The 22,986-nt window shown below is 48.7% G+C and carries 25 protein-coding genes; 9 read left to right on the forward strand and 16 right to left on the reverse strand.

Features of this window, described 5'->3' with window-relative positions:
• Positions 1–48 precede the first annotated feature (48 nt).
• A complete protein-coding gene (locus tag B153_RS0120255; protein WP_020598571.1) occupies positions 49–237 on the reverse strand; it encodes a hypothetical protein in 189 nt (62 codons plus the stop codon).
• On the opposite strand from B153_RS0120255, the gene B153_RS0120260 reads away from it, so the two are divergent.
• Positions 236–1,105, forward strand: a complete 870-nt coding sequence (locus B153_RS0120260) for a toxin-antitoxin system YwqK family antitoxin (RefSeq protein ID WP_245564916.1) — start codon at positions 236–238, stop codon at positions 1,103–1,105. The genes B153_RS0120255 and B153_RS0120260 overlap by 2 nt on opposite strands.
• 92 nt (positions 1,106–1,197) lie before the next feature.
• Here B153_RS0120260 and B153_RS0120265 read toward each other — a convergent pair whose 3' ends face one another.
• From B153_RS0120265 to B153_RS0120275, 3 genes are all read right to left on the reverse strand, one after another.
• Positions 1,198–1,992, reverse strand: a complete 795-nt coding sequence (locus tag B153_RS0120265) for a tetratricopeptide repeat protein (protein WP_020598573.1) — start codon at positions 1,990–1,992, stop codon at positions 1,198–1,200.
• 76 nt (positions 1,993–2,068) lie between these two features.
• Positions 2,069–3,496 (reverse strand): DEAD/DEAH box helicase, encoded by a 1,428-nt coding sequence (locus tag B153_RS0120270; RefSeq protein ID WP_020598574.1) that lies wholly within the window; start codon positions 3,494–3,496, stop codon positions 2,069–2,071.
• An 85-nt stretch (positions 3,497–3,581) separates the two neighbouring features.
• On the reverse strand, positions 3,582–4,472 hold the full coding sequence (locus B153_RS0120275) for a fructosamine kinase family protein (RefSeq protein WP_020598575.1): 891 nt from the start codon (positions 4,470–4,472) through the stop codon (positions 3,582–3,584).
• 54 nt (positions 4,473–4,526) lie between these two features.
• On the opposite strand from B153_RS0120275, the gene B153_RS0120280 reads away from it, so the two are divergent.
• Positions 4,527–5,723, forward strand: coding sequence for an anhydro-N-acetylmuramic acid kinase (locus tag B153_RS0120280; RefSeq protein ID WP_026262307.1), 1,197 nt, complete (start codon positions 4,527–4,529; stop codon positions 5,721–5,723).
• 32 nt (positions 5,724–5,755) lie between these two features.
• Here B153_RS0120280 and B153_RS0120285 read toward each other — a convergent pair whose 3' ends face one another.
• The 6 genes from B153_RS0120285 to B153_RS0120315 all read right to left on the reverse strand — a co-directional run bounded on the left by B153_RS0120285 (position 5,756) and on the right by B153_RS0120315 (position 10,873).
• A complete protein-coding gene (locus B153_RS0120285) occupies positions 5,756–6,175 on the reverse strand; it encodes a hypothetical protein (RefSeq protein ID WP_020598577.1) in 420 nt (139 codons plus the stop codon).
• A 173-nt stretch (positions 6,176–6,348) separates the two neighbouring features.
• Positions 6,349–7,197 carry a hypothetical protein gene (locus B153_RS0120290; RefSeq protein ID WP_020598578.1) on the reverse strand — a complete coding sequence of 283 codons (849 nt, stop codon included), beginning with the start codon at positions 7,195–7,197 and terminating at the stop codon, positions 6,349–6,351.
• 334 nt (positions 7,198–7,531) lie between these two features.
• On the reverse strand, positions 7,532–8,758 hold the full coding sequence (locus B153_RS0120295) for a PAS domain-containing sensor histidine kinase (RefSeq protein ID WP_020598579.1): 1,227 nt from the start codon (positions 8,756–8,758) through the stop codon (positions 7,532–7,534).
• Positions 8,759–9,012: 254 nt separating this feature from the next.
• Positions 9,013–9,567, reverse strand: a complete 555-nt coding sequence (locus tag B153_RS0120300) for a GNAT family N-acetyltransferase (protein ID WP_020598580.1) — start codon at positions 9,565–9,567, stop codon at positions 9,013–9,015.
• A gap of 169 nt (positions 9,568–9,736) precedes the next feature.
• Complete coding sequence (locus B153_RS0120305) at positions 9,737–10,165, reverse strand: hypothetical protein (protein ID WP_020598581.1); 429 nt, start codon at positions 10,163–10,165, stop codon at positions 9,737–9,739.
• A gap of 381 nt (positions 10,166–10,546) precedes the next feature.
• Positions 10,547–10,873 (reverse strand): VOC family protein, encoded by a 327-nt coding sequence (locus B153_RS0120315; RefSeq protein ID WP_020598583.1) that lies wholly within the window; start codon positions 10,871–10,873, stop codon positions 10,547–10,549.
• 130 nt (positions 10,874–11,003) lie between these two features.
• On the opposite strand from B153_RS0120315, the gene B153_RS0120320 reads away from it, so the two are divergent.
• The 4 genes from B153_RS0120320 to B153_RS38800 all read left to right on the forward strand — a co-directional run bounded on the left by B153_RS0120320 (position 11,004) and on the right by B153_RS38800 (position 14,710).
• Positions 11,004–11,969: a GlxA family transcriptional regulator gene (locus B153_RS0120320; protein ID WP_026262308.1), complete on the forward strand. Its 966-nt coding sequence runs from the start codon at positions 11,004–11,006 to the stop codon at positions 11,967–11,969.
• Between the two features lie 263 nt (positions 11,970–12,232).
• A complete protein-coding gene (locus tag B153_RS0120325) occupies positions 12,233–13,522 on the forward strand; it encodes a hypothetical protein (RefSeq protein ID WP_020598585.1) in 1,290 nt (429 codons plus the stop codon).
• A gap of 55 nt (positions 13,523–13,577) precedes the next feature.
• Positions 13,578–14,561 (forward strand): NHL repeat-containing protein, encoded by a 984-nt coding sequence (locus B153_RS35525; RefSeq protein ID WP_020598586.1) that lies wholly within the window; start codon positions 13,578–13,580, stop codon positions 14,559–14,561.
• Positions 14,562–14,626: 65 nt separating this feature from the next.
• The gene (locus B153_RS38800; RefSeq protein WP_342664817.1) at positions 14,627–14,710 is read left to right on the forward strand and encodes a hypothetical protein; all 84 of its coding nucleotides are present in this window, start codon (positions 14,627–14,629) and stop codon (positions 14,708–14,710) included.
• A 64-nt stretch (positions 14,711–14,774) separates the two neighbouring features.
• On the opposite strand, the gene tpx is transcribed toward B153_RS38800, so the two are convergent.
• The 4 genes from tpx to B153_RS0120350 all read right to left on the reverse strand — a co-directional run bounded on the left by tpx (position 14,775) and on the right by B153_RS0120350 (position 19,288).
• Positions 14,775–15,368 carry a thiol peroxidase gene (gene tpx / locus B153_RS0120335; RefSeq protein ID WP_157634762.1) on the reverse strand — a complete coding sequence of 198 codons (594 nt, stop codon included), beginning with the start codon at positions 15,366–15,368 and terminating at the stop codon, positions 14,775–14,777.
• A 367-nt stretch (positions 15,369–15,735) separates the two neighbouring features.
• On the reverse strand, positions 15,736–16,257 hold the full coding sequence (gene mog, locus B153_RS0120340; RefSeq protein WP_020598588.1) for a molybdopterin adenylyltransferase: 522 nt from the start codon (positions 16,255–16,257) through the stop codon (positions 15,736–15,738).
• 124 nt (positions 16,258–16,381) lie between these two features.
• Positions 16,382–18,202 (reverse strand): glycosyltransferase, encoded by a 1,821-nt coding sequence (locus B153_RS0120345; protein WP_026262310.1) that lies wholly within the window; start codon positions 18,200–18,202, stop codon positions 16,382–16,384.
• Between the two features lie 87 nt (positions 18,203–18,289).
• A complete protein-coding gene (locus B153_RS0120350; RefSeq protein WP_020598590.1) occupies positions 18,290–19,288 on the reverse strand; it encodes an isoaspartyl peptidase/L-asparaginase family protein in 999 nt (332 codons plus the stop codon).
• Between the two features lie 80 nt (positions 19,289–19,368).
• Here B153_RS0120350 and purU point away from each other — a divergent pair, with 80 nt between their 5' ends.
• A complete protein-coding gene (purU, locus tag B153_RS0120355) occupies positions 19,369–20,238 on the forward strand; it encodes a formyltetrahydrofolate deformylase (protein WP_083928229.1) in 870 nt (289 codons plus the stop codon).
• A gap of 55 nt (positions 20,239–20,293) precedes the next feature.
• On the opposite strand, the gene B153_RS0120360 is transcribed toward purU, so the two are convergent.
• Positions 20,294–21,040: a copper homeostasis protein CutC gene (locus B153_RS0120360; RefSeq protein ID WP_020598592.1), complete on the reverse strand. Its 747-nt coding sequence runs from the start codon at positions 21,038–21,040 to the stop codon at positions 20,294–20,296.
• A 234-nt stretch (positions 21,041–21,274) separates the two neighbouring features.
• Here B153_RS0120360 and B153_RS0120365 point away from each other — a divergent pair, with 234 nt between their 5' ends.
• Entirely contained in the window at positions 21,275–21,496 is a 222-nt protein-coding gene (locus tag B153_RS0120365; protein ID WP_009284883.1) for a DUF2795 domain-containing protein, read from the forward strand.
• A gap of 76 nt (positions 21,497–21,572) precedes the next feature.
• Here the strand turns inward: B153_RS0120365 and B153_RS0120370 are convergent, their stop codons facing one another.
• Positions 21,573–22,052: a sterol desaturase family protein gene (locus B153_RS0120370; RefSeq protein WP_020598593.1), complete on the reverse strand. Its 480-nt coding sequence runs from the start codon at positions 22,050–22,052 to the stop codon at positions 21,573–21,575.
• A gap of 193 nt (positions 22,053–22,245) precedes the next feature.
• Between B153_RS0120370 and B153_RS0120375 the strand changes: the two genes are divergently transcribed.
• A complete protein-coding gene (locus B153_RS0120375) occupies positions 22,246–22,914 on the forward strand; it encodes an AlbA family DNA-binding domain-containing protein (RefSeq protein WP_020598594.1) in 669 nt (222 codons plus the stop codon).
• Positions 22,915–22,986: the final 72 nt, after the last annotated feature.

The following is a 22,986-nucleotide window of genomic DNA, read 5'->3' on the forward strand; positions in this document are numbered from 1 at the left end:
CAATGAGGTAAAGCGTTGCAAAACTAACAAACTTAGGTCTCCAATTGGTCAAATTGCCATGATTGCGAATAAATTTAAACTAATTATCTTCAATTTGGTAATTTCGGTAACAATTGTGCCGATTGGGTGGGCGCAGACAACTCCATCGTCATTGACAACTGCAGCCAAACCAGTACTTGAGTCATCGGGAGCACCATCATCTCCTTTTGCCCCTTTTTCGTCAGTACCTTCATCCATGACAACACTGGGCTTACCCACTATGTCGTCGTTGAAAGAAAAAAAAGATGCTTACGTTAACGATCTTAAAGATCAGAAGGATGCCTATCTCTCAGGGATTATGCCCGACTTGGGGCTGAAAGTTAAGCAATTAAAAAAACTAAAAGCTGACCGGAAATCCAAAAATAAGCAGTCGAAAACCGAATACGAAGGACTTTCGATGGTAAAAGCGTATACCAAGTTTGGTAGTGGTGATCGAACAATCGTCGAAGAGTTTCATGTATTGCGCGACAACGATGCGGCCAAACCTTTAGCCTACATTCGGGACATTTATCGATATTATCAGAAGTCAGGTCGTGTCACTAACTCGATCGTACGCGATGAAGGCGCTGGGTTGTTATTGCACGGCCCCTATAAACGGTATCAGAACGGCGATCTGATCGAAGAAGGTTATTACTATGCGGGTATGAAAGATGGCCGCTGGGAGAAATACGACAGCCATTTTATGTTGTTGGATAAATCCCGCTGGCATCAGGGCGTTCCGGCCGAATCAAAACTGACTTTTTACGACTCTACCCATCATAAGATTAAAGAGATTATCCCGATGGAGTATGGGAAAATTAAAGGCACATACATGGCCTTTCATGAAAACGGATTGCTGGCCGAGGAGGGCAAATACGATAATGGGATAAAAGTAGGCCGCTGGACAGAGTATTACCCTATTAATCCCGGAGGCCGTCGTATGCGTCGTAAACTCACACAATATGCCAGCGACCAGTGGGATACTGAATTTGAATCCTATACCATCACCGAGTGGGACGAAAAAGGAAAAGTTACTTACGAACGCGCTAAAGAAAAAGTAGTTCAGGAAGAAGAAACAGAGAATTAATGTAGGGACGCAATAATGCGTCTCCTATGCGTCAGCAGCATTCTCGTTTGCAAATAAAACCATCCGGGCAGGAGACGCGACGGATCGCGTCTCTACTTAAATTTTCCTTTAGGATCAGGTTGCTTGGCCAGAAGCTCGTTAAGATAACTGATGTCGATGGCCGAAAAATCGAGGGAACTGGCCTGATGAAAATAATCCCAGGCTTTCTGATAGTTCGCTTTCAGATAGTAAACCACTGAAAGCTTTTGATACGACAGGGCGTTTGGGTTTACGCCAATGGCCCGTTGAAGATTCGCTTCGGCATCCGTCAGCATTTCTTCATTCGGTTTCTCCTGGTAATGTTTTATTTCCAGGGTTGCCAGATCGGTCATCAGTACCGTATTGTTTTCGTCAACAGCAACGCCTTTTTTCATTAGCCGGATGGCTTCTGGCAGTTGGTTTTTCTGGTAACAGACTACCCCTAAGCCCCAGTACGCATCCGCATTTTTATCGTTGAGCAACCAGGCCAGGTTGAAGCGGTGCGCAGCCGTATCTAATTGTTGCTTATCGATGTAATCCCATCCACGATTGGCAAAGAATTCACTGGCTTCGGTACGGCTGGCAAAATTCCGGTCGCAGTCGTTCAAAAAGTGAATTTCTTCGCTAATCTGTTCGGCCGTTTTAGGCCGTTCGCCAAACAAAGGAATGGTATTGACAGCAAGGCCTCCCGATGCATCTAAAGTTGATTCGGCAGGGTGAGCAAGCGTTTCGGAGTGATCGTGCTCGGATTTGGACTGCCGAACCGTATCGCCCGAACGCGCCGATGTAATGAACTGCTTGGGTTGGGCTGCCGATAAAAACGGCAATCCAAGTAAAGTCCACTGTATCAGCTTTATGCGAACGCTCATCGGAAGCATGTACTACACGCAGGTATGTGTTACGATACAACGAAACGGGAAACCAAGTTAGTACATTACGGGCAAATTAACGTCGTCCTCCCCGAAATCCTGAGCCTTTGCCTGTACCTGTTTTATTGCCTGACGGTGTCCCGGTTTTACGTCTTGGAGTCCCAGAAGCCTGTCCTTTCAACGAAGAGGCCACTTTCTTGGCACCACCCGGCTTGTTTTTGTTGGTCAATTTTGTTTTACCACCCGGTAAATTTTTTGCTTTTTTTTCATGAAAAGCCCCCAGGAAGGTAGGATCTTCTTTTCGCCGTTGTTCATCAACCTGCCGAAGCATGGCTTGCTGCTCATCGAAAGGCGTTTCCGTAACCTCTACTTCGGCTGGAAGCGGCTTCCGTGGAATGCTCATGCGGATAATCTTTTCGATCTTCTGCACATGATACTCCTCGGCCATTGTCAGAAACGTTATGGCTTCACCCGATCGGTTGGCTCGTCCTGTACGACCGATGCGATGCACATAATCTTCATAAATTAACGGCAGATCGAAGTTGATAACATGGCTAACTTCGGCAACGTCGATCCCTCTGGCAGCCACATCGGTAGCAACCAATACCTGGATGTTGCCTTCTTTGAAAGCCTCCATCGCATTGATACGCGCATTCTGGCCTTTGTTGGCATGGATAACCCGAATCTTATCGGACTCTATCACTTTGCGTGCCAGAAATTTATAGATGTTCTCGGCGGTCTCTTTGGTACGAGCAAAGACAATAACGCGCTGAAAGGCATCCTTACTAACCAGGTAGTCCAGCAGGTTGATCTTGGTTCGAAAATTTGGTACCTCATAAAGCACCTGACTGACCATATCGGCAGTAGATGCCTGTGGAGTTACTTCTACTTTGATAGGGGCCTCCAGAAACTCCGCCGAGAGTCGTTCTACCCGCCCGCCAAAGGTGGCTGAAAACAGTAGATTCTGGCGTTTGGTCGGAATTACTTCCAGGATCGACCGAATCTGGGGCATAAAACCCATATCCATCATTTTGTCGGCTTCGTCCAGGACCATGGTGCGGATGTCTTTCGTGACAATCTCACCCATCCGATACAGATCCATAAACCGACCGGGCGTAGCTACCAGCAAATCGACGCCCTGCTGAAGGGTTTCAATCTGCGTTTTAGGGCCAAGTCCACCGTATAGAGCCAGATGGCGCAGCCCTGTATATTTTCCCAGTTCGCTGACGGCCTGATTGATCTGGATAACCAGTTCGCGCGTGGGAGCCAGAATCAAGGCCCTGGGGTTTGATCCCTGCGGGTACTTGATTTTCATCAGCAGGGGCAACAAATAAGCGGCTGTTTTGCCCGTACCTGTTTGCGCAATACCCAACACATCATGATTGCCAAGACTTAGCGGAATCGTTTTTTGCTGGATAGGCGTGGGCTCTGTATAACCTAGTTCTGCCACCGCATTCAGGAGTTGCCGATTCAGGTCGAACTGCTCAAAAGAAGTAATGTCCATAAAAGTTGTCAGTCGTTAGTGGCTAGCCATCGGTCAATAGTAATTTAATGAATCACTACTGACTGATGGCTAGCCACTAACGACTTTAAAACTGTTTCAATATTCGTTCTACGCCACTAACGTAACCGGAGCCAAACAGATTCACATGAACGAGTAATGGGTATAAATTGTAGATAGCCACGCGCTCGTTGAAACCACTTACCAGAGGAAATGCTTCGTCGTACGCATCGTAAAAACGCTCATCGAATCCGGCAAAGAGTTTTGTGAACGCCAGCTCAGCCTCCCGGAAGCCATAATAGACAGCGGGATCGATCAGAACGGGGAAGCCATCTTCATTGACAAGCACATTGCCCGACCATAAATCGCCATGCAACAAGGCAGGCTGCTCGTTGGGCAGCAGATTGGGCAACTGGTTGCGTAAGCGAAGCAGAGCGTCGTAGGTTTGCTTTGAAAGCAACTCCTTATAAAGCGCCAGACCTGCCTGAGGGAGTAGCCGCTGTTCGAAGAAGAAGTCGTAGCCGTTGTGAGTTAGCGGATTGGCCTGGGTTAAAGAGCCAATGTAATTATCGAAATGGAGTCCAAATTGCGGCTGCGTATGGGCATGTAAGGAGGCTAATCGTTGCGCTAAAGTTTCCCAGTAGTTTTTGGGGCGTTTGCCGAAGTCAATGTATTCCAGAATCAAATACGATTTATCCTGAAACTGGCCGAAACTAATGACCTCAGGAATGGGGAATGTATGAGTTTGCCGAAGTAAATCGAGCCCACGGGCTTCTGTTTCGAACATATCCTGCTCGAGATGCCCGTCACTTTGATTCCATTTAATGAAGAAAACGCCTTCAGTCGAAAATACACGGGCTGCGGTATTAATATTGCCCCCAGATAGAAACTGGGTTTCCAAAACATCGACCGGTTTACCCAATGCCGAAAATAGAATGCTTTCGAAGAAGGTAAATTGTTCGTTACCCCAGAATTCCATTTATTAACAGCCGTTCTTACGAATTAACCAAAATTAGTGGATAGTTACCTAACTATGAACGCACAAATCCAGCACTTATATACCATTGCTCAAAAAAATGAGCGTAGAATTATCGGGCTAATGTCAGGCACATCGCTCGATGGCCTTGATGTAGCCCTGTGTCGTATTGCCGGAAGTGGTTCGGATACCACGGTTTTTGTAGAACGCTTTGCTACGGTGCCGTATCCAGAGGACCTAAAAACCGACATTCGCACCATTTTTGCAAAATCGGTCATTGACTTTGAACAGCTCTGTTTGCTGAATCCATTCATTGGGCGGCTGCATGGGCAAATGGTGTTGGAATGCCTGCAAAGCTGGGCTATTCGTCCAGCCGAAATCGACATAGTTGCCAGCCACGGGCAAACGGTCTATCACGCCCCCAAAAGCCAGCATCGGCGGGATAAGTTCCCGAATGCTACCCTACAAATCGGTGACGGGGATCATGTAGCGGCCACAACCGGGATTATTACCCTCAGCGATTTTCGGCAAAAGCACATCGCACTTGGGGGCGAAGGGGCCCCGTTGGCCGTGTATGGCGACTACTTCATGTTTACAAAAACGGGCGAAAACCGAATCCTGCTAAATATGGGCGGGATCGCTAATTTTACCTATCTCCCAGCCAATGGTGATGCCAATGCTGTTTTTACAACCGATACAGGTCCGGGCAATACCCTTTTGGATGCCTATGCCCGCAAATTTCTGCACAAGCCGTATGATGAGGATGGGCGGCTGGCTATGCAGGGCCAGGTGAGTTCAGCGCTGATCGGTGCCTTAAAAAAGAACCCATTTTTCGGCGCTCCCTTTCCTAAAACAACTGGGCCGGAGGTGTTCAATATTCCCTACGTAGAGGAGGCCCAAACCCGTAGCCAAACCACAAATCTGTCGGAAGCTGACCTGATGGCTACACTGGTGCGATTCAGTGCCGAAACGATTGTTGATTCGATCAGGCGGGTTATGGTTCCTAATGAAACGTATCGTGTGTATATGAGTGGGGGGGGAATGCACAACCCGGTTCTGACCGAAACCTTACGGCAATTGCTGCCTGATTGCACGTTCGGGCGTACCGACGATCTGGGTATAGATGGTGATGCGAAAGAAGCTGTCCTTTTTGCTGTGCTGGCAAACGAAAGTCTGGCTGGGGGCAACACCTCATTTGGTGAGCGACAGGGCGTTCCGACGGTATCGATGGGGAAGATCAGCTTTCCCAAATAAACATCCTACTTAGTAATACACATTGTGATAAGCTAAGGCCTATAGCGTAACATCAACCGTTTATCAACTGCGTTAGCTACTCTTTGGTAAGTAATCCTTATAGGCTGCTGTGAGGTCAGAGCATCCTCATCCAACACGCGGATGCGATTGGCGTTCGGAACGAACACGTAATCCTCATCGACTTGAAGCACGCGATCCCCCGAACTGAGCCGTACGGTCGTTTGATTAAATCCAACGGGTAGATTGATTTCATTGCCTGATTGACTCTTGGCTGGATAGAAAAATACAGTATTCCACGGCTGTTGATTGGGGCTAGTAGTAGAAGCCTGCTTAAGGTGAAATCGTTGTTGAGCGGGAACTGAATCGGGCTTGCTGCTAACGGCTGTTGAACGACCGAATACTGATAAGCCTGAAAGGGTGATTACGAACACTGAGGTTAGGATAATTTTCATATAGGAATATAGGGCTATCGACTTTGGTGAATAACATGAAGCTTGAGCTTTTCTGTTTTAGTATCTCTTGTATGTCAGCTAAAGTACAAAAACTTCAGGTTAACTGCTCGTATAGATCCGTCTCAGAATTACCCTCCCTGCTATGAGACAAAAGAGCGTATAATAGATTCGCTTTATGTAACTATAGTACGTGTACGATTCGCCAGGTTTAATAAATGAAGCCCCATCAAATAGGGTATGATAAAGGGAAAAGCAGGAATAGATACTAAGTAGGTGGCAATTGCCAGTGGTTCAACCGAAAAGGAGGGTAACACACTCAGCAAAGCGCCAACCAGGCTGACGATCAGATATAGTCGGCAAGCCCTGGGCTTGAACCAGCCAACCGATTGTAGAGATTGCGCAAAACCAGCACTAGCCAAATAAAACAGGGCAACCTCTATCCCGCTGATCCAGCTAAACAGGGCTCGCATGGCCAAATACCAATCGGGTCGCCTGGCGATCGAGGCCGCTGAAAAGTGAGTGAACGATTCGACTAAAAAGCTTCCCCAATACGCCATGTTCAGGATAAATAAAGGGAGTGCAATACCCATAGCCAGTAGGCCAAGTAAGGAGTACGTTTTCTCTCCGCGTTGTCGAAGTTGGTTAGCTAGTAAGGCAAATCCAGCCGTGATTGAAATTCCTCCTGCTATTAACAATGCATAGCGAATCTGTTGTTCGGTAGCGGTGGCTACCCAGTCGGGAATGGAAGTGGGCGGAGGTCCCATGCCCGCAAACACGGTAAAAAAGAGCCAGGGGATGATCACTAGTAAAGCAATGGTACCTCGTTGCCTTTGTTGAGGATCGAGGCTGGTTAGGCTATTTTTCCCCAAACGCCAAACGGCAACGACCATTAGGAGGAGATGAACTAGCCAGATAGGTAGATAGAGTTGGGGCTTGCTGTGTCCGATTGTTAATGCCACAATAGCGGCTAAAAAGGGAACCAGAGTAAGGTAGAAGCGGCTGAGTGCCTGTGGGTTGGTCATCAGGAAGTGGCTTGGCAAACTGGGCTACTTGAGGTAGCCAATCTACGAATTACTCAGCAAACTACGGTGAACGACATTTTCTTACAAAAATGCTCCCGCCAGAGATAAGATGACTAACTAGATTAAGGGGCAAACTATTTTGAAAAATTATGAGTCAATTTTCGACTTCTGAAAACAATTTCTGTGGAAAATCGTTTTTATCTCTGTAATCGTTGCTCGACGGGGATGCTGTGAAAAGCACCTGATGTTAACTAATAACTGCTCGAGTAAACGAAACAAAAGCCAGGTGACTTCGCGTCGTCTGGCTTTCTTTTTGCTCGCAAGGCAACCTCGTTTATACAGGCAGATACACGCTGAAAGTTGATCCCTGATCCGGTTGGCTTTGGGCACTTATCCAGCCCCCATGATTCAAAGCCACTTTCTCGCAAATGGCCAGGCCTATGCCCGTGCCGGCAAACTCACTCCGGCCATGTAAGCGTTGAAACACCATAAAAATGCGGTCCAGGTATTTCTCTTCAAAGCCAATCCCATTGTCGATGACCTCAATCCGATAGTAACCATTAGCCATTGGATGAGGCTTGAATGGGATCGGTATATCATTGGCTGCTACCCGACTCGATATAATCTGAATCTGAGGAGCAACCCCGGGCTTGTGAAACTTCAGGGCATTACTGACCAGGTTTTGGAACAATTGCTCTAATTGAGAAGCATCACCCGCTACCTGAGGTAAATCACTAACCTGGATAATCGCTCCAGTTTCCTGGATGAGCAGCTCCATATTCTGCAATACGGCCTCCATAATGGTGGTGAGTGAAACGCTTCGACTGGTATTCCGCTGAGTGGAAATGCGCGAAAAAGTCAATAAATCTCGAATCAGACTCGACATCCGACGAGCTGCCTGCTGCATACGCTCCAGGTAATTGATGCCTTCTCCCAGCTCAGTGCGGTATTGATTTTGAAGCAGGTCGCCGAACTGCTGGACTTTGCGAAGGGGTTCCTGTAAATCGTGAGAAGCGATATAGGCAAACTGCTGGAGGTTCTGGTTCGATCGCTTCAAGTCCTGAATCGAGTCTTCCAATTGTTGGGTTCGCTCGGCCACTTGTCGATCCAGCTCTGCCGACTGCTGCCGTAATTGATCTTCTCGCAGCAGTAGGGCCTGATGGGCAGCTACCTGTTGCGTAATCTCGACGCCGGTTGCAATGATGCCAAAAACAGCACCTTGCTGATTGCGCAGGGGTTTAAACGAAAAATCAAAGTATACTGTCTTACTCACCCCATCGATCACCATATTGGCGGGGGTATTGTTGGTAGCGAACGTGACGCCAGTGGTATACACTTCATCCAGGATAGCCAGGAATGGCTGTCCTTCCATCTCGGGGATGGCTTTGGCTAAGGGCATTCCGAAAACGTTAGCCCCTTTTCCCCATACGGCCAATTGTGGCTCATTGGCAACGGTGATGATCATCTGCCGACCCACCAATAAGGCTATAGGAATAGGAGATTCCATGACCAGGGCACGGAAAATGGATTCATTATCGAGCGATTCAGGATCACCAATCATACAGGCGTAAAAGTAAGCTACAGATCTTTAACCATCATGGCTCCATTGAGTTTGCCGGTTTACCCTGCTTAGCTAATTTATCGATCTGATTTTCTGTTCGCCTGAAGATGAGGTGCCCTATTCATACAGCCCAGGATGGGGCCTGGCTTACTCTAGCGTCATATTGTCCGATTAAAATGACCATTGGCTTGATCTTGTTAATTGCTCCCAAATACGATAAAGAAGACTGTGTAATTCTACTTTTCAACGACAGCTCAATTGAGATTTCCAGTCTGTTTATGCCTATTCAGGCTAATGTATACAAGTGTCGTTCGCATCGTCCCTTTCTGCATAAAATCGTCCACCAGGGTAGTCTCCAGATGAAAGCCACTCTTTTCCAGAACGCGTATGGATGCCTTGTTTTGAGCATCGCAGGTGGCCCGGATCAGCCGTAAGCCTAGCTGGGAGAACCCAAATCGAAGTAATTCGCTGCTGATCTCAGTGGCATAACCCTGATTCCAAAACTGCGGGTTAAGGATATACCCCATTGTTGCAATCGAGTGATCTTCTAAACTAATAGCCAATTCACAGCCACCGATTAGCTGCTTGTCCTCTTTTCGTTCAATACAAAGTTCATAGCTCATACGCGGAGCAAGCCCTCTATTGTGCTGGACTTGCTGTAAAAAATCATAGGTATCCTCTAGGCTGTTTGGCCCCCAATTTTGGTATTGAACCACGATGGGTTGACTCGCATACTGATGAATCGAGAGTAAATCACTGGGGCGATACTCCCGGATACGTAGTCGATTGGTTTCGAGCAGAGACACCATAAATTCTATTATAACACGCTGTTAGCGGTTAACAATTTACCCAACATGCGAAGCCTTACGCTAATCCGGCTCATTAATCACTCCCGAATAAGACGAAACGCGTCTCCTGGTATAAACCGGAGCTTTATTGCTCCCGTTGGGTAGGCCAGTACACTAAGAAACAGACAAACTAGCCCTGGTTTTTTAACCGCTGCAAACCGTTTTCGATGCCTTGCCGGATCATCTTTCCATACCCTTCAGCTGACAGATGATCTGCATACGAAAGCGCCACTTGATAATGGTGCTTTGCTTGGTCTAAATCACCCAGGTCTTCGTATCCTTTTCCTATATTCAAATACAAGGATGGATAGCTGGAAGTCAGGCTACCATCCTGAATTTGCAGGGCTAATTGTAAGGCTTTTACATCCCACTCTAATTTCTGAGCCGGAGAGTCCTGATGTCGGGCCAAATAATGAGCGGCTGTAAACTTTTCTAGCTGGGTGGTGGCCATACTCCATGCCTGTGAGAAAAGACGTTTGGCCTGTTCTGGACTGTCAGCTTCTATCTCCATGCCTCTGGCGCAGAGTTGGATGATGGGATTGTTGGGGTCGAATGTCATCTATAAATGGACTAACCTATGCAAATAAAGGATTTTTACGAAAAGTCTCCCCAGAATGAGATGAAGAGCGATTGGCGTATCAATAATTCGGTCGTTTCACCGAAATAGTGTCCTATTGCTTTATAATCTCATACAGATTAGCCAAAGTATGAAATGCCAGACTAAATACTTGAAATAAGCCGTCTCTTCAAGTTCTCTTTTTTAAACGATTAGAAATCAGTGGGATAGCTATCAAGTTTCCTTATAGGTATTCAGTACGATTGGCTGATGCGCTTTAGGTATGCAAGCCCACCCTGCCAGAAAGTTGGCCTGTCGATCAAACATACCAGCAATATTCGTTTCGCTCATACTCAAAGATGCCCAGTAAGCGCTTGCCCTTCTTTAGTGTTGATGCAGACACAATTGATTACCATCTAAATCCTTCAGCCAGGCGAATTGGCCCCAAGGGGTTTTATTAATCGGACCAACATCGATTCCTTTACCCTTCAGCTCGCTGATCTCGGCTTCAATATCGGCTGTTTCATAGATAATACCCTGAAAATCGGCTAGAGAAATGGTTGTGTTGGTACCGGGTAATCCCATTTGTAGCCACGTTTGACCGTGCGCGTCCGGGGCTTCAATTACCAACTCAAAGCCGAGTTTTAGATAAAAGTCTTTGGCTTGTTGCTTATCGGCCACGGCCAGCATAATGATTTCGACGGATTTCATGGATTAATGATATTTGGTGAAAGCGCAAAGCTATCGTCTCACCAGAGGTTAATCGCCGGGTAAAAACGACATTCTTACCGGTTGAATGCGACAAGCCAATAGTTTAGTTTTGCCACATACTTTGACCCCAATGAAGCACGTCTCTATCCTGCCGCTTTACGAAGCCACCCTTTCCAGTATAGATACTACGCATCAACTCTTCAGTCGTATTAATGACTTTATGCGTTATCAGGGAAAAGCTCCCGTTTACCAGATCGACGTTGTTGGACTGGCCCCAACTGCTGAATTAGCCAGCGGGCGCTATATCCTACAGGTCGATCGACTCATTGACGAGCCTGGAAAAACGGATGTGGTGGTGGTACCGCTGCTTTGTGGCGATTTTAAACAGGCTATCGAGCACAATCAGCCATATGCGGACTGGCTGATCGATCAGTATCACCAGGGGGCAGAAATACTTTGTCTGTGCGTTGGTTCGTTTTTCTTGGCCTCAACCGGCTTATTGAATGGTAGGAAATGCGCTGTGCATTGGGCAGCCGTTAATGAGTTCAAACAACTCTTTCCACGTGTAAACGTTGTCGACGATGGGATCATCACCGACGAGCGCGGCATTTATACATGTGGCGGTGGGTTTTCTTACCTGAATTTAATCCTCTATCTTTTCGAAAAACAGTTGGGGCGGGACATGGCCATTCTGGCTGCTAAGATGTTTGAAATTGATCTTGACCGCAAAAGCCAGAATCCCTATGCGATTTTCATGGGCCAGAAACAGCATGGCGATGAACTGATCCTAAAAGCCCAGAACCTGATTGAAAACGAGCCTGGTACCAACTGGACGGTAGATCGTCTGTGCCAAAAGCTCAGCATTGGCAGGCGAAGCTTTGAACGGCGGTTTAAAGCGCGAACCAGAAATACCGTCGTGGAATATGCGCAACGGGTGAAGGTCGAGTTTGCCAAAAAGCAGTTAGAAGCGGGGTTGAAGACCATCAATGAAATTATCTATGAAACGGGCTACACGGACATTGATGCCTTTCGGAAGGTTTTTAAGAAGGTAACGGACTTATCACCGATTGAATACCGTAAAAAATACATGGCTTGAAGGGGGAGCCATAGCCTCTTTGGCTTTATGAATGTATAATGCCACAAATGGATACGATCTCACCAAAAACTTCCTGAGGGAGATGGAAAGGCGTTCCATTTTATCAGCTTTAGCCAGACGTTTTGAGGTAAGCTCAAAGTCCATTTTACCTGGATTCGCTCGTTCAGGTAGCTTCATCGTCTTGTTTTTCCGTTTCGTGGGAATTGAGGTTAGCCCTCTGCTAGCCGTTTGTCAACTTTGGCTCCGTAAACAACATGTGAGCCATGAAGTTAGGCATTCCCTTCGTTTCGCTGCTGCTGGCGGCTGCCCTGGCGGGTTGCCAACACAACAGCGATATTCCTACACCCATAGACGACTCAGACAGTAACCCGGAAGCTAATTCCTCGGAGACTATTACGCCCGTAGCAGCACCTACGGGCCCGATCGCCACTGCTACCATCGGCCCAGGGGGAGGTACGCTTGAGTCGGCTGACAAACGAATACGCATTCAGATACCCACCGGAGCACTCTCGAACAGCCAAACCGTGTCGGTGCAGGCGCTCGACAAAAGTTACTGCCCCGGGAGTACAGGAACAGCGTTTCGGTTGTTGCCGCACGGTCTCGCCTTTGCTAAACCCGTCACCATTAGCTGGCAATACACAGAGGCCGACATACATGGTTCGGCCCCCGAATTCCTGCGGGTGGCATACCAGACCACAAAAGGCGACTGGCACACTTCCGTTACGAGCGGCCTCGACACGACGACCAGGGGCCTAACCGTACAGACAACACACTTTAGCGACTGGAGTTTGTTCCAAGCCATACACCTCGACCCCGCTCAGGCCATCGTCGTACCTGGTGGATCAGTGGAACTGGGCGTTTGGTATCACCTGCCTCCGACGGCCCCAGGCGATGTGGTCGTACCGGCTCCAACGCGGGTAGAAGCCAAGTATGTCAGCCGGTGGACACTTGTTGGCCAGGGAGACCTTACGCATGCGTCAATGAACCAGGCTACCTACACGGCACCACGTCAGCTACCGGCCCGAAACCCGGCCATCGTCAACGTTGATCTGAATGTGCCAGTAACGATCGGGGAGAAGACCTACGCAAGCCCCCGGCTCACGTCAAACATCTATATCGTGGGTGAAAGTGCAGGGTCGGGGTCAATCCCCACCAGTGGGGAGGGTATCTGGGTAAGCGTCGATAACGGTGCCTGGCGGGCCTTCGCAGGTGGCGTTTCGCTCAACAGCACCCAGAACGTCATCGAAGGTAAAAGCGGCTCTGACTACGTAGCGCTGGGCTGGACGGGCGGGTCACTCGGTACGTTCCGATGGACGACTGACGCCCAGGTGATCTTTAGCTTAACCACCGGCAAACGGCTGTATCAGCATCGGTACGGAACAGCGCCTTCTCTGAGTGGTGGGGCAATCCAGCTTGTGGGACGTGATGAAACCTACCTCTACGGTACGTTCACGGTGCAGCCTGCTGGCTGGGTCGACACCACGCAGCCGGCCAACCCAACTCGGGGAACCTCAGACATTCAGGGCGTTTTTCGCGTCAGGCGTATCAACTAAGCCGAGCTTCTTGCCGTCAAACGCCATTTTTTTGCTTATGACAACAACTATGACTATGAACCTCGTTGTAAAAATCATTCTGCTCACCTTGTGTGGCATGGCCTTATCCTGTTCCAGACAAGCAGCCGACCCGGTTTCGCCGGATGGTCCGTCGGAGGATGGTAAACTACCTTCTGTAACGCTGACGACCTTCGCTGGCACTGACACCCGCGAGGGCTATGCCAACGGCAAAGGCACGGCGGCTCAGTTCAGCTACCCTTGCCAGCTTACCATCGATAAAAACGACAATCTCTATGTTATCGACCAGCTTCAGAGCTACTACGGCGGCAGCGTAATTCGCAAAATTGATCCGGCAGGCAACGTAACAATCTTTGCCAGGGGCCTGGGCTCAATCACTGATCTTTGCGTGGACCCGCGCGACGGGCTGACGATCTATGCTATTGAATGTGGCGATGCGCGGGGCTTCGACAACGGCATCTTCCGCATCAGCTCCGCCGGGCAGGTGACGCGCCTGAGTGGTGGACCTGATCCGAAGGGCGGCTATTCGTTCGGCTTCCGGGATGGCCCATTGGCCCAGGCTAAGTTCAACAAACCCACGGGCATTGCGATGGATAAAGCCGGGAATCTGTATATAGCCGACGAACTGAACCGCCTGATTCGCAAGGTGAATCTGGCGACAGGCACCGTTTCGACACTGGCAGGACAATACCGCCCCGACGATTACGCGTGCAACTTAGTGGATGGCAAAAGCACGGCCGCTCAGTTCTGCACGGTCAATAACCTGACGCTCGACGAGTCGGGCAACCTCTACCTGCCCGACTATAACAACCATGCCATTCGCCAGATCACGCCCGATGGCACCGTTTCAACCTACATAGGGATGGGTACTGGCTACAATAAAGACTGCCGCTTAGGTCAGGCCAAGGTTTTCTGGCCCTCGCATGTAGCTTTCGACCCCATAGCCAACAACTGCTATTTGCCGACCATAGCGGTGAGTCACTCTGTCTGGTCACCACCAACAACTACGTTTACGATCTGACACACCATCTGGTCTCTGCTGATTATGCCGACGTGTCACCCGGTTCGCAGCATAGCGTCGATGGTATGGTCGTCAACAAGCGGGGTGAGGTGTTCACTGTCGATAAAAACAATCACTGTGTCCGCAAAATGGTCATTACCTGGCCGTAACCCTCAGGCTACTGGTAACCGCTAATGAATAGGCAGCTATTGACGAAGAAAATTCTTAAAAAGGCTACTTAATAGCAGCAAGTGCGGCAGCGTAATCAGGCTCTTGCCCTATTTCCGGCACCTGTTGTTCGTAGACGATTTTCCCTTCGGGATTCACCACAATGACCGCACGACTTAGCAGACCTTTCATAGGGCCGTCGGCAATTTGCACGCCATACGAATGGCCAAAATCTGTTCTGAAATCCGAAAGCATAACCACATTTTTAATGCCTTCCGCGCCACAAAAAGCTTTTTGTGCAAAAGGTAGGTCTTTGGAGATGCAGAGTACAGTGGTGTTTTTTAGCCCTGCGGCATCCTCATTGAATTTTCGTACCGATTTGGAGCACACACCGGTATTTACACTGGGGAAAATATTCATGATCACATATTTGCCCTTATAATCTGCCAACGAGTTGTCCTTCAGGTCGACCCCGGTTAAGGTGACCTCTTTGACCGACGTTCCCACAGCGGGTAGTTTCCCTACCGTATGAATGGTTTTACCACCTAGCGTGATGGCCGTCCCGGTAGTTTGGGCCAGGGCAATACTAGTAATGAACAGGCCCGCCAGGCCCAGAACAAAGCATTTAAAGACTTGAGTGGAGTTTTTGATAGTGGTCATAAAAATCATTCATTAATAGTCGTTTTTCAAATGTAGTAAGAAAACATTGTTGGACATCGATTTGCCTGCCCGATACAAATCCCGAACCCTATTTGGCCATAAAAAGACGTGACCCACCCGAACAAATGGATTGAGTTCTATCTTAGTTTTTGGGCAACGAAAGGTGGGTTGAAGAACCGTATTATTAGTGTTACCTGCTGGATGTACATCCGTGGATAGGATGACCAGCTCGCCTAACCAGGGTATATATTCGCTTTAAAGGCTCCTTTTAGGATGAGATTACGGATCATGCCGCTGAACACAAAAGAGGCATAATTGCAGATCCTCTATAACAGTAACTTTAAACGGAATTGCAGGTTTGGGAACGTCACTTCGGTCGAAAAACCGTCATCTTACGTTCATCCGTTGTCAGATAAGGGCCGCCTATGAGGTCGATGCAGTAGGGGATGGCAGGAAAAACAACCGACAGGCATTGGCCAATGGCTTTAGGCTTACCGGGCAGATTTAGAATCAGTGTCTGATTTCGAATGCCGGCCGTTTGACGGGATAGAATGGCTGTAGGAACGTATTTCAAACTTTCCTGACGCATCAGTTCACCAAAACCCGGCATCATTTTCTGACAAACGGCTTCGGTGGCCTCGGGCGTTACATCGCGGGGGGCTGGGCCAGTACCACCCGTTGTTACAACCAGGCAGCAGCCTTCTTCATCGGCCAACTCGATCATCGTGGCTTCGAGCTGATCCTGTTCGTCAGGAATGATTCGGTAAACGGGTTCCCAGGCGCAGGTTAGCCATTCGGTCAATAGACTCACCACCGCTTTGCCGGGGATATCTTCATAAATGCCCGCAGAAGCCCGGTCAGACACATTAATAATGCCGATTTTAATCATTATAAAGCTGAGTCGTTAGGAGCAGGGAGCGAGCAGCTAGAATCCATCCGGCAGCATTTTTTTACGCCAGCCAACTTGGCCCAGCCATTATCGCTGCTCTCTTCGCTCCTAACGACTTGTAAAATTAAGGTTTCTTCCGTTTTAGGGCCAGATCATGGGCGGTGTCGTAATACGAACGGAGGCTGCTCCAGTCAAATACATCGGCAATGCTCTCGACCAGATTTCGTTGCTTAATCCGGTCGCGTTGGGCCATTTTGACGAAACGGTATAGCACATCAGCTAATTGGTCAGCCGCTTCGTTGAATGACTGCGTCCGGCGGTTAATGACATAAATGCCCCGGTTTTCGTAATCACGCATGATTTGCATGATGAAATCGCCAAAGCCGGACTGGTCGCTCGTGACGGTTGGAATGCCGCGTACCACACATTCCAGTGGTGTATATCCCCAGGGCTCATAATAGCTTGGGAAGATACCCAGGTGGCACCCCCGCACAAACTGGCTATAATCAAGCCCAAACAATGGATTGGTGGAAGCTATAAAGTCGGGGTGGTAAACGATTTTGACCCGGTCATATTCATTATTGACCAGATTAGCCTGCCGAATAAATCGGGTCATATCATCTTCCTGCACCAGATTGTGGGTTACGAAAGGTGGAAGATGTTTGGTTTTCCAACTTTGGACCGTTCGACGGAGACGAAGCCGCCAGTACTCATCAACAAAGCTGTTCAGATCGGGCAGCGTTGTACTTTGTGTATTGGATGCAGCCGCATGGAAGAGCCGTTCGCCAACCTGTTTCTCAATGCTTTCGCAGGTATCCTGAATCTCATCCAGTAACGCACGCGAGTGAAGAACATCGGGGTTGATGGATGTGTAGGGCTGTTTGGTCACCATAAACATCACAATCGTAGTGTCCATATGGGCCTGGCGCATCCGGTAATTCAGTCGGGCGAGGGCTTCGAGGGTTAGGTCATAGCCTTTATTAGAAAACTCGAAACGACCCGATGTGAAGAAGTAGAGTGTTTTTTCCAGATCGAACGAATAACTCTGGAAAAAATGGCCCATCACAAACTCATGAATCTTCTGTTTGTACTGGACATGAAGATTCTGAAACTCGTGGACGGCAGCAAACCGGGTAACGTTGAGGCCGTTGGGTAAAACCAGATCGGGATTTCTTCCCAGGAAAACCTCACACTCGCGGGCCGTTACATCGCTCACGGTCGTAAATACATGCGATTGCAGAGCAGCCAGTCGCTCAATGGTAGCCTGGGTTTCGATGCCGTAATGCTGGGCTTCGCGTTTCCAGTCGAAAAAGGGGAGCTTGCCGTAGAAACCGGATTCATTCTGGGCCAGATACCGACCAAGCATGGTGGCATGCGTGGTAAAGACCGTCGCTACTTTTACGTTATCGCGACGTAGGTCAGGCAGGCCGGTACTGGCCATCCATTCGTGGAAATGCGCGACAAAGTCTACCCGACGGGCATGGTCTTCGGCCAGTAGGGTAATAAACAGCCGGACCATCTCACCAAAGGCAATGGTCTGATTAACAAGGTCTTCAACGTTCAGGGTGGAAAGCTGGTGTTTTAGCCACAACTGCGTTTTGATCTCATTGAGCTGTTCAACGCTAATACTATTAATATCGAACAAGACAACCCTGGGCCGCCCCGTGACGAGCCAGTAACCGTATTCCACTCCGTAGCCCAACTGTCTCATTTTCCGGACAGTTTGCCCAATTTCTGTTTCGTCAGCGTCAGTGATGGGTTCAAATTCAGCGGCTGATCGTTGGGGGAAGTACGGGCCCAGGGCCACATAGTTATCGTCCCATTTTTCGACCATTGCTGGCACTTTCGACCGGATAACTGTATAAATTCCTCCTACCTGATTACATACCTCCCAGGCGATTTCGAGTAGGAGTTTCCGCTTCGATGTTGAAAATACCGATTCCAATGTATTTCTCGATTTTAATAGTTCAGTACGGATAAATGCCGATTTGGGTGGCAATTAAGTACTATAAACAATAAAAGAAAAACTTGTTTATTTCAAATATGATTTTGCGTCGGTAACCTGCGTTTTCTTTTGTTGCGATACGGTGTAATTGAACCCTGGCTGAATGCTGTAAGCCCCATACTCACCTTGCCTATTGACAGCGATAAAACCAACCTGTATGTCTTTATAATCCTGCTTTTTAACGATCCGTAAAGCGGCTTCCTCACAAGCCTGTTGGGGAGTACGGCCCTGGCGCATCAGTTCAACTACCAGAAATGAGCCACAGGTCCGCATCACTAATTCGCCTAGCCCAGTAGCGCAGGCGCCACCGATCTCGTTGTCCACAAAAAGGCCTGCCCCGATAATAGGCGAATCACCTACCCGGCCGCGCATCTTGTAGGCCAGTCCACTCGTTGTACAGGCCCCCGAAATATTGCCCTGACCGTCGATCGCCAGCATGCCGATGGTGTCGTGTCGTTCAATGTTGGCGATGGGTTTGTATTTGGCCGTTTTAAGCCATTCGCGCCATTCTTTTTCGGCTTTGGGGGTCAATAGATTTTCTTTCTTGAAGCCCTGCGAGAGCGCAAAGTTGAGGGCTCCCTCGCCACTAAGCATCACGTGAGGAGTTTTTTCCATAACTGCGCGAGCTACCGAAATAGGATGCATAATATGCTCCAGGAACGTAACCGACCCGGCGTTCCCTTTTTCGTCCATGATGCAGGCGTCCAGCGTAACATGCCCATCGCGGTCGGGTCGGCCACCATACCCCACACTCATATCGTTTGGGTCGGCTTCGGGTACGCGAACACCCGCTTCAACGGCCTCCAGAGCGCGTCCGCCTTTGTCTAATACCGCCTGCGCGGCTGCATTCGCTTTAGGCTGCTTCCAGGTAGATATGACCAGTGGGCCAATGCTGGCAGGTAGAGCATTCGTAGATGGATGGGTGATGGCTGCTTTATCAACAGGCGATTGTGGCGAGCGAAACGAGAAGGATGGAAAGAGCCCAGCAAGTGAGCTAAGCGTCAGAAAACGACGTCGATTTACCATAGGATGAAGGCTTATGGCCCAAAATAAAGGAATAAACGGTTGGTAATCGCTACTTTTAGCCAATTTATTCAAAAGGAAGTATGACTCAGTCTGACAAGCACATATTACTCATGGACGGGCCTGACAGTAAAGGGCTGATTTATCATGTTACGGGTGTACTGTTTCGGCATAATCTCAATATCATTCACAATGACGAGTACGTGAGTCCATCCGGGCAGTTTTTTATGCGGACAGAGTTTGAGGCCGGGGTCGCGCCCGACACATTCGACAAGGCTGCGTTATTACATGAGCTACAAACAACGCTGCCCGATTCGGCCAATAGCGGAAAAATTTCGTTTCGGCTAAATCCGAAACGGAAGAAAGCCATAGTCGTTATGGTTACGAAGGAGCACCACTGCCTGGGCGAATTGCTGATTCGCTATGCGTTCGATGAACTCGATGCCGATATTCTGGCCGTAGTCAGTAATTACAATGTACTACAACCGCTGGTCAGCAAGTTTGGCATTCCTTTTCATTACATTTCGCATGAGGGTAAGACCCGCGAGGAGCATGAAGCGGCTATTCTGCGAACTATGGCGATCTATGAGCCCGAATATGTGGTGCTGGCTAAATACATGCGTGTACTAACACCCGAATTTGTGCGTCATTTTCCGAATCGCATTGTCAATATACACCATTCGTTTTTGCCCGCTTTTATTGGGGCCAACCCGTACCGGCAGGCTTATGAGCGAGGGGTCAAGATTATCGGAGCCACGGCACACTTTGTCAATAACGACCTGGACGAAGGCCCCATTATTGCTCAGAACGTGAAAGAGGTAGACCATCGGCATACGGCCGCCGATATGGCGACGGAAGGCAAGGATGTCGAAAAAATAGTACTCTCACAGGCCCTCAAACTGGTGTTCAATGACCGGGTGTTTATTTCAGGCAACCGGGCCATTGTCCTGTAATGCGGTGGTACGGCATCTTGTCCGCATACTTACATTTTAATCAAGACTATGCGGACTAGATGCCGGGATGCCGTACCACCACGTTACGTATAACCGCCTGAATTTTCTCAGCATTCGCTTCGATATGCTCGTATTCGCCAGGAATAGCCGAGGCCATGGATACGGCAGGCTGTCGATAAAGCATACCACTATCTTCTTTCTGACCGCCACTCAGATGTAAGGCATCAACGCCAGCTTCGATCAATAGCGTTGCATTGCGGGCGTTAACCCCAGCGCCCGCCATAATTTCGATACGCCCGGCTGCCCGTTGAGTAAGTTGCCGAAGCAAATCTACACCTTGCTCTGCGGTCGGTTGCTGCCCCGACGTAAGAATGCGTTCGGCGCCTGTTCGGATTACAGCTTCCAACGCTTCAAGCGGGTCGCGGGTCATGTCGAAAGCCCGGTGGAAGGTGACCGGCAAGGGATGGGCTAATTCAATCAGGTGGCGTGTTCGCTCTTCATCAACGGTACCATCGGCATTTAGTAAGCCAAAAACAAGTCCATCGGCTCCTGCTGCTTTGGCTAGTTCTATATCGGCCTTCATAACGGCCAGTTCGTGGTCTGAATAGAGGAAATCCCCACCTCGTGGCCGAATCATAACGTACAGTGGAATACGCAACTTGTTTCGCGCCAGTTGAATAAGGCCTGCACTGGGAGTCGTGCCCCCTTCGGGCAAACCGCCACATAGTTCGATTCGTCCGGCACCAGCCTGTTGAGCCGTTAGGCAGGAAGTGAGCGAATAGGCGCAGATTTCGACGAGCATAGATTTCGATTTTAACATTGGCGGCTCAAGATAGGTACGCATTAAGTAGAACTTGCTACCGCAAACCTTAGAGAGTAAATTTTGAACTTGAAACAAAAGAAATAATTTCGCGTTAATCGCCTAAATCCCAATGGGGCAACGGTAACGAACATTTTTGCGTAAAATAGCTTGCATATTAACGGTTTTTTTACTTTTGCACCCTTACTAAAAAATAGACAAAAATACGAACACACTATGTACTGGACACTCGAACTTGCGTCTTACCTGGAAGATGCCCCCTGGCCTGCCACTAAAGATGAGTTGATTGATTACTCAATTCGCTCTGGTGCGCCCCTCGAAGTAGTTGAAAATTTACAGGAGCTCGAAGATGACGGTCAGCCTTACGAAAGTATTGAAGAAATCTGGCCAGATTATCCAACCAAAGACGACTTCTTCTTCAATGAAGATGAATACTGAGTTGTTCGAGCCGCTCCCCATAAAAAAGGCGTAATCCACTCCATGAGGATTACGCCTTTTTTATGCATCAACTTGATTAGGCTGTGGGTTTTGGCTTCGAACTCGGGGTTTTGACTGGCCGATCGTATTTCTTAGGCGCGTATAAAAACCCAAAGGCTTCGGCTCCCTGTTTGGTATGCACTTTATGGTGAATGTAGTGCGCCCGCATGATTCGCTGCATGTATCGTCCGTCGGTGTTGATCTTCACTTTTACCCGCCGATGTACGATAACATCGTGAAAAACGAAATAGAAAAAGCCATACAGCGTAACCCCCGCACCAATCCAGGTAAGAAAGCTTAGCGATGGGACTTCCACACCAATCAGGATCAGGCTTATGGCCGTAAGGCTAAACACTACCGCGAATAAATCGTTTCGTTCAAAGAAGCCAGGATGATGATTGTGATGGTCGCGATGCCAGCTCCACAGAAAACCATGCATTACGTATTTATGTGTAAACCATGCAACCCCTTCCATAAAGAGGAAAGTCCCTAAAACCAACGCAACGTTTACCAGCATTTTTATGTTATCTGATTAGAATTAGTCAAAAAGACCTACCGCTTTTTCGTACGTCTTATGCCTTGCTAACGGTTTGCTGAGCCGAAAAGTTGAGACAGATCGGCACAGTTTTTAACGAAAGATAGAGAAGTCGGCCATATTCTTGCAAGTTTAGAGAAAAGCCGTATCTTTATCGCAATTCGGTGCTCACCAGATGAACCCATCGGTTATGGACTATCAGGCACTCAAGAACCTGGTCAAACGGGGAGAGGGTAGCAATTTAGAGTTCAAGCTGAAAACAAATCATCCCGAGAAAATCATTCGGGGCGTGGTAGCCTTCGCTAATACAAATGGCGGTATCATGCTCATCGGCGTCGCTGACGACAAGTCGATTCCGGGATTGAAATATGCCGATGAAGACGAATACCTACTCGTCCGGGCTATCAACAAATTTTGTTTTCCGCGAATTTCCTACACCATCGAGCGTGTACAACTCTACGACGAGCGCGAAGTGCTTGTGATTCGCGTGCCGCGCAGCCCCACACGCCCCCATTACATTATTCCCGACCCGACCAATCCCGACGATAAAAAGGCTTACGTGCGCGTGGGCGATAAGTCGGTGCAGGCCAGTCGGGAAGTGCGCGAGATTTTGAAAGGCGAGCAGGCCGAACGAAACATTCGCTTCAGCTATGGCGAAAAGGAGCGTATGCTGATGCAACACCTTGGTGAACATAACAGCATCACGGTCGATTTATTTGCCTCTATCGCCGGAATATCGCGTCGGATTGCCTCCCGAACGCTCGTGCTGCTGGTGCTGGCCAATGTGCTGGAGATTCATCCGAGCGACATTGTGGATCGGTATACTACGCGGGTTTTGCAGTAAAATCGGGCAGGCGCTTCGGTAGGATTGTAGAAAAGCGTACTTTGTGATGCTTACCCATTACGTATCACAAAG

It is taken from the genome of Spirosoma panaciterrae DSM 21099 (assembly GCF_000374025.1).
Lineage (GTDB): Bacteria > Bacteroidota > Bacteroidia > Cytophagales > Spirosomataceae > Spirosoma > Spirosoma panaciterrae.

Excerpts from the sequence above, each read along its gene's own strand:
- B153_RS0120370 (WP_020598593.1), bottom strand. The coding sequence starts at position 22,052 with ATGCTGGTAAACGTTGCGTTGGTTTTAGGGACTTTCCTCTTTATGGAA.
- B153_RS0120325 (WP_020598585.1), top strand. The coding sequence starts at position 12,233 with ATGAAGTTAGGCATTCCCTTCGTTTCGCTGCTGCTGGCGGCTGCCCTG.
- B153_RS0120350 (WP_020598590.1), bottom strand. The coding sequence starts at position 19,288 with ATGGTAAATCGACGTCGTTTTCTGACGCTTAGCTCACTTGCTGGGCTC.
- B153_RS0120275 (WP_020598575.1), bottom strand. The coding sequence starts at position 4,472 with ATGGAATTCTGGGGTAACGAACAATTTACCTTCTTCGAAAGCATTCTA.
- B153_RS0120365 (WP_009284883.1), top strand. The coding sequence starts at position 21,275 with ATGTACTGGACACTCGAACTTGCGTCTTACCTGGAAGATGCCCCCTGG.
- B153_RS0120260 (WP_245564916.1), top strand. The coding sequence starts at position 236 with ATGACAACACTGGGCTTACCCACTATGTCGTCGTTGAAAGAAAAAAAA.
- B153_RS0120300 (WP_020598580.1), bottom strand. The coding sequence starts at position 9,567 with ATGGTGTCTCTGCTCGAAACCAATCGACTACGTATCCGGGAGTATCGC.
- B153_RS0120375 (WP_020598594.1), top strand. The coding sequence starts at position 22,246 with ATGAACCCATCGGTTATGGACTATCAGGCACTCAAGAACCTGGTCAAA.
- B153_RS0120290 (WP_020598578.1), bottom strand. The coding sequence starts at position 7,197 with ATGACCAACCCACAGGCACTCAGCCGCTTCTACCTTACTCTGGTTCCC.
- B153_RS0120360 (WP_020598592.1), bottom strand. The coding sequence starts at position 21,040 with ATGCTCGTCGAAATCTGCGCCTATTCGCTCACTTCCTGCCTAACGGCT.
- B153_RS38800 (WP_342664817.1), top strand. The coding sequence starts at position 14,627 with ATGGTCGTCAACAAGCGGGGTGAGGTGTTCACTGTCGATAAAAACAAT.
- B153_RS0120295 (WP_020598579.1), bottom strand. The coding sequence starts at position 8,758 with ATGATTGGTGATCCTGAATCGCTCGATAATGAATCCATTTTCCGTGCC.
- B153_RS0120315 (WP_020598583.1), bottom strand. The coding sequence starts at position 10,873 with ATGAAATCCGTCGAAATCATTATGCTGGCCGTGGCCGATAAGCAACAA.
- B153_RS0120255 (WP_020598571.1), bottom strand. The coding sequence starts at position 237 with ATGGATGAAGGTACTGACGAAAAAGGGGCAAAAGGAGATGATGGTGCT.
- mog (WP_020598588.1), bottom strand. The coding sequence starts at position 16,257 with ATGATTAAAATCGGCATTATTAATGTGTCTGACCGGGCTTCTGCGGGC.
- B153_RS0120285 (WP_020598577.1), bottom strand. The coding sequence starts at position 6,175 with ATGAAAATTATCCTAACCTCAGTGTTCGTAATCACCCTTTCAGGCTTA.
- tpx (WP_157634762.1), bottom strand. The coding sequence starts at position 15,368 with ATGACCACTATCAAAAACTCCACTCAAGTCTTTAAATGCTTTGTTCTG.
- B153_RS0120320 (WP_026262308.1), top strand. The coding sequence starts at position 11,004 with ATGAAGCACGTCTCTATCCTGCCGCTTTACGAAGCCACCCTTTCCAGT.
- B153_RS0120265 (WP_020598573.1), bottom strand. The coding sequence starts at position 1,992 with ATGAGCGTTCGCATAAAGCTGATACAGTGGACTTTACTTGGATTGCCG.
- B153_RS0120280 (WP_026262307.1), top strand. The coding sequence starts at position 4,527 with ATGAACGCACAAATCCAGCACTTATATACCATTGCTCAAAAAAATGAG.
- B153_RS0120270 (WP_020598574.1), bottom strand. The coding sequence starts at position 3,496 with ATGGACATTACTTCTTTTGAGCAGTTCGACCTGAATCGGCAACTCCTG.
- B153_RS0120305 (WP_020598581.1), bottom strand. The coding sequence starts at position 10,165 with ATGACATTCGACCCCAACAATCCCATCATCCAACTCTGCGCCAGAGGC.
- purU (WP_083928229.1), top strand. The coding sequence starts at position 19,369 with ATGACTCAGTCTGACAAGCACATATTACTCATGGACGGGCCTGACAGT.
- B153_RS35525 (WP_020598586.1), top strand. The coding sequence starts at position 13,578 with ATGAACCTCGTTGTAAAAATCATTCTGCTCACCTTGTGTGGCATGGCC.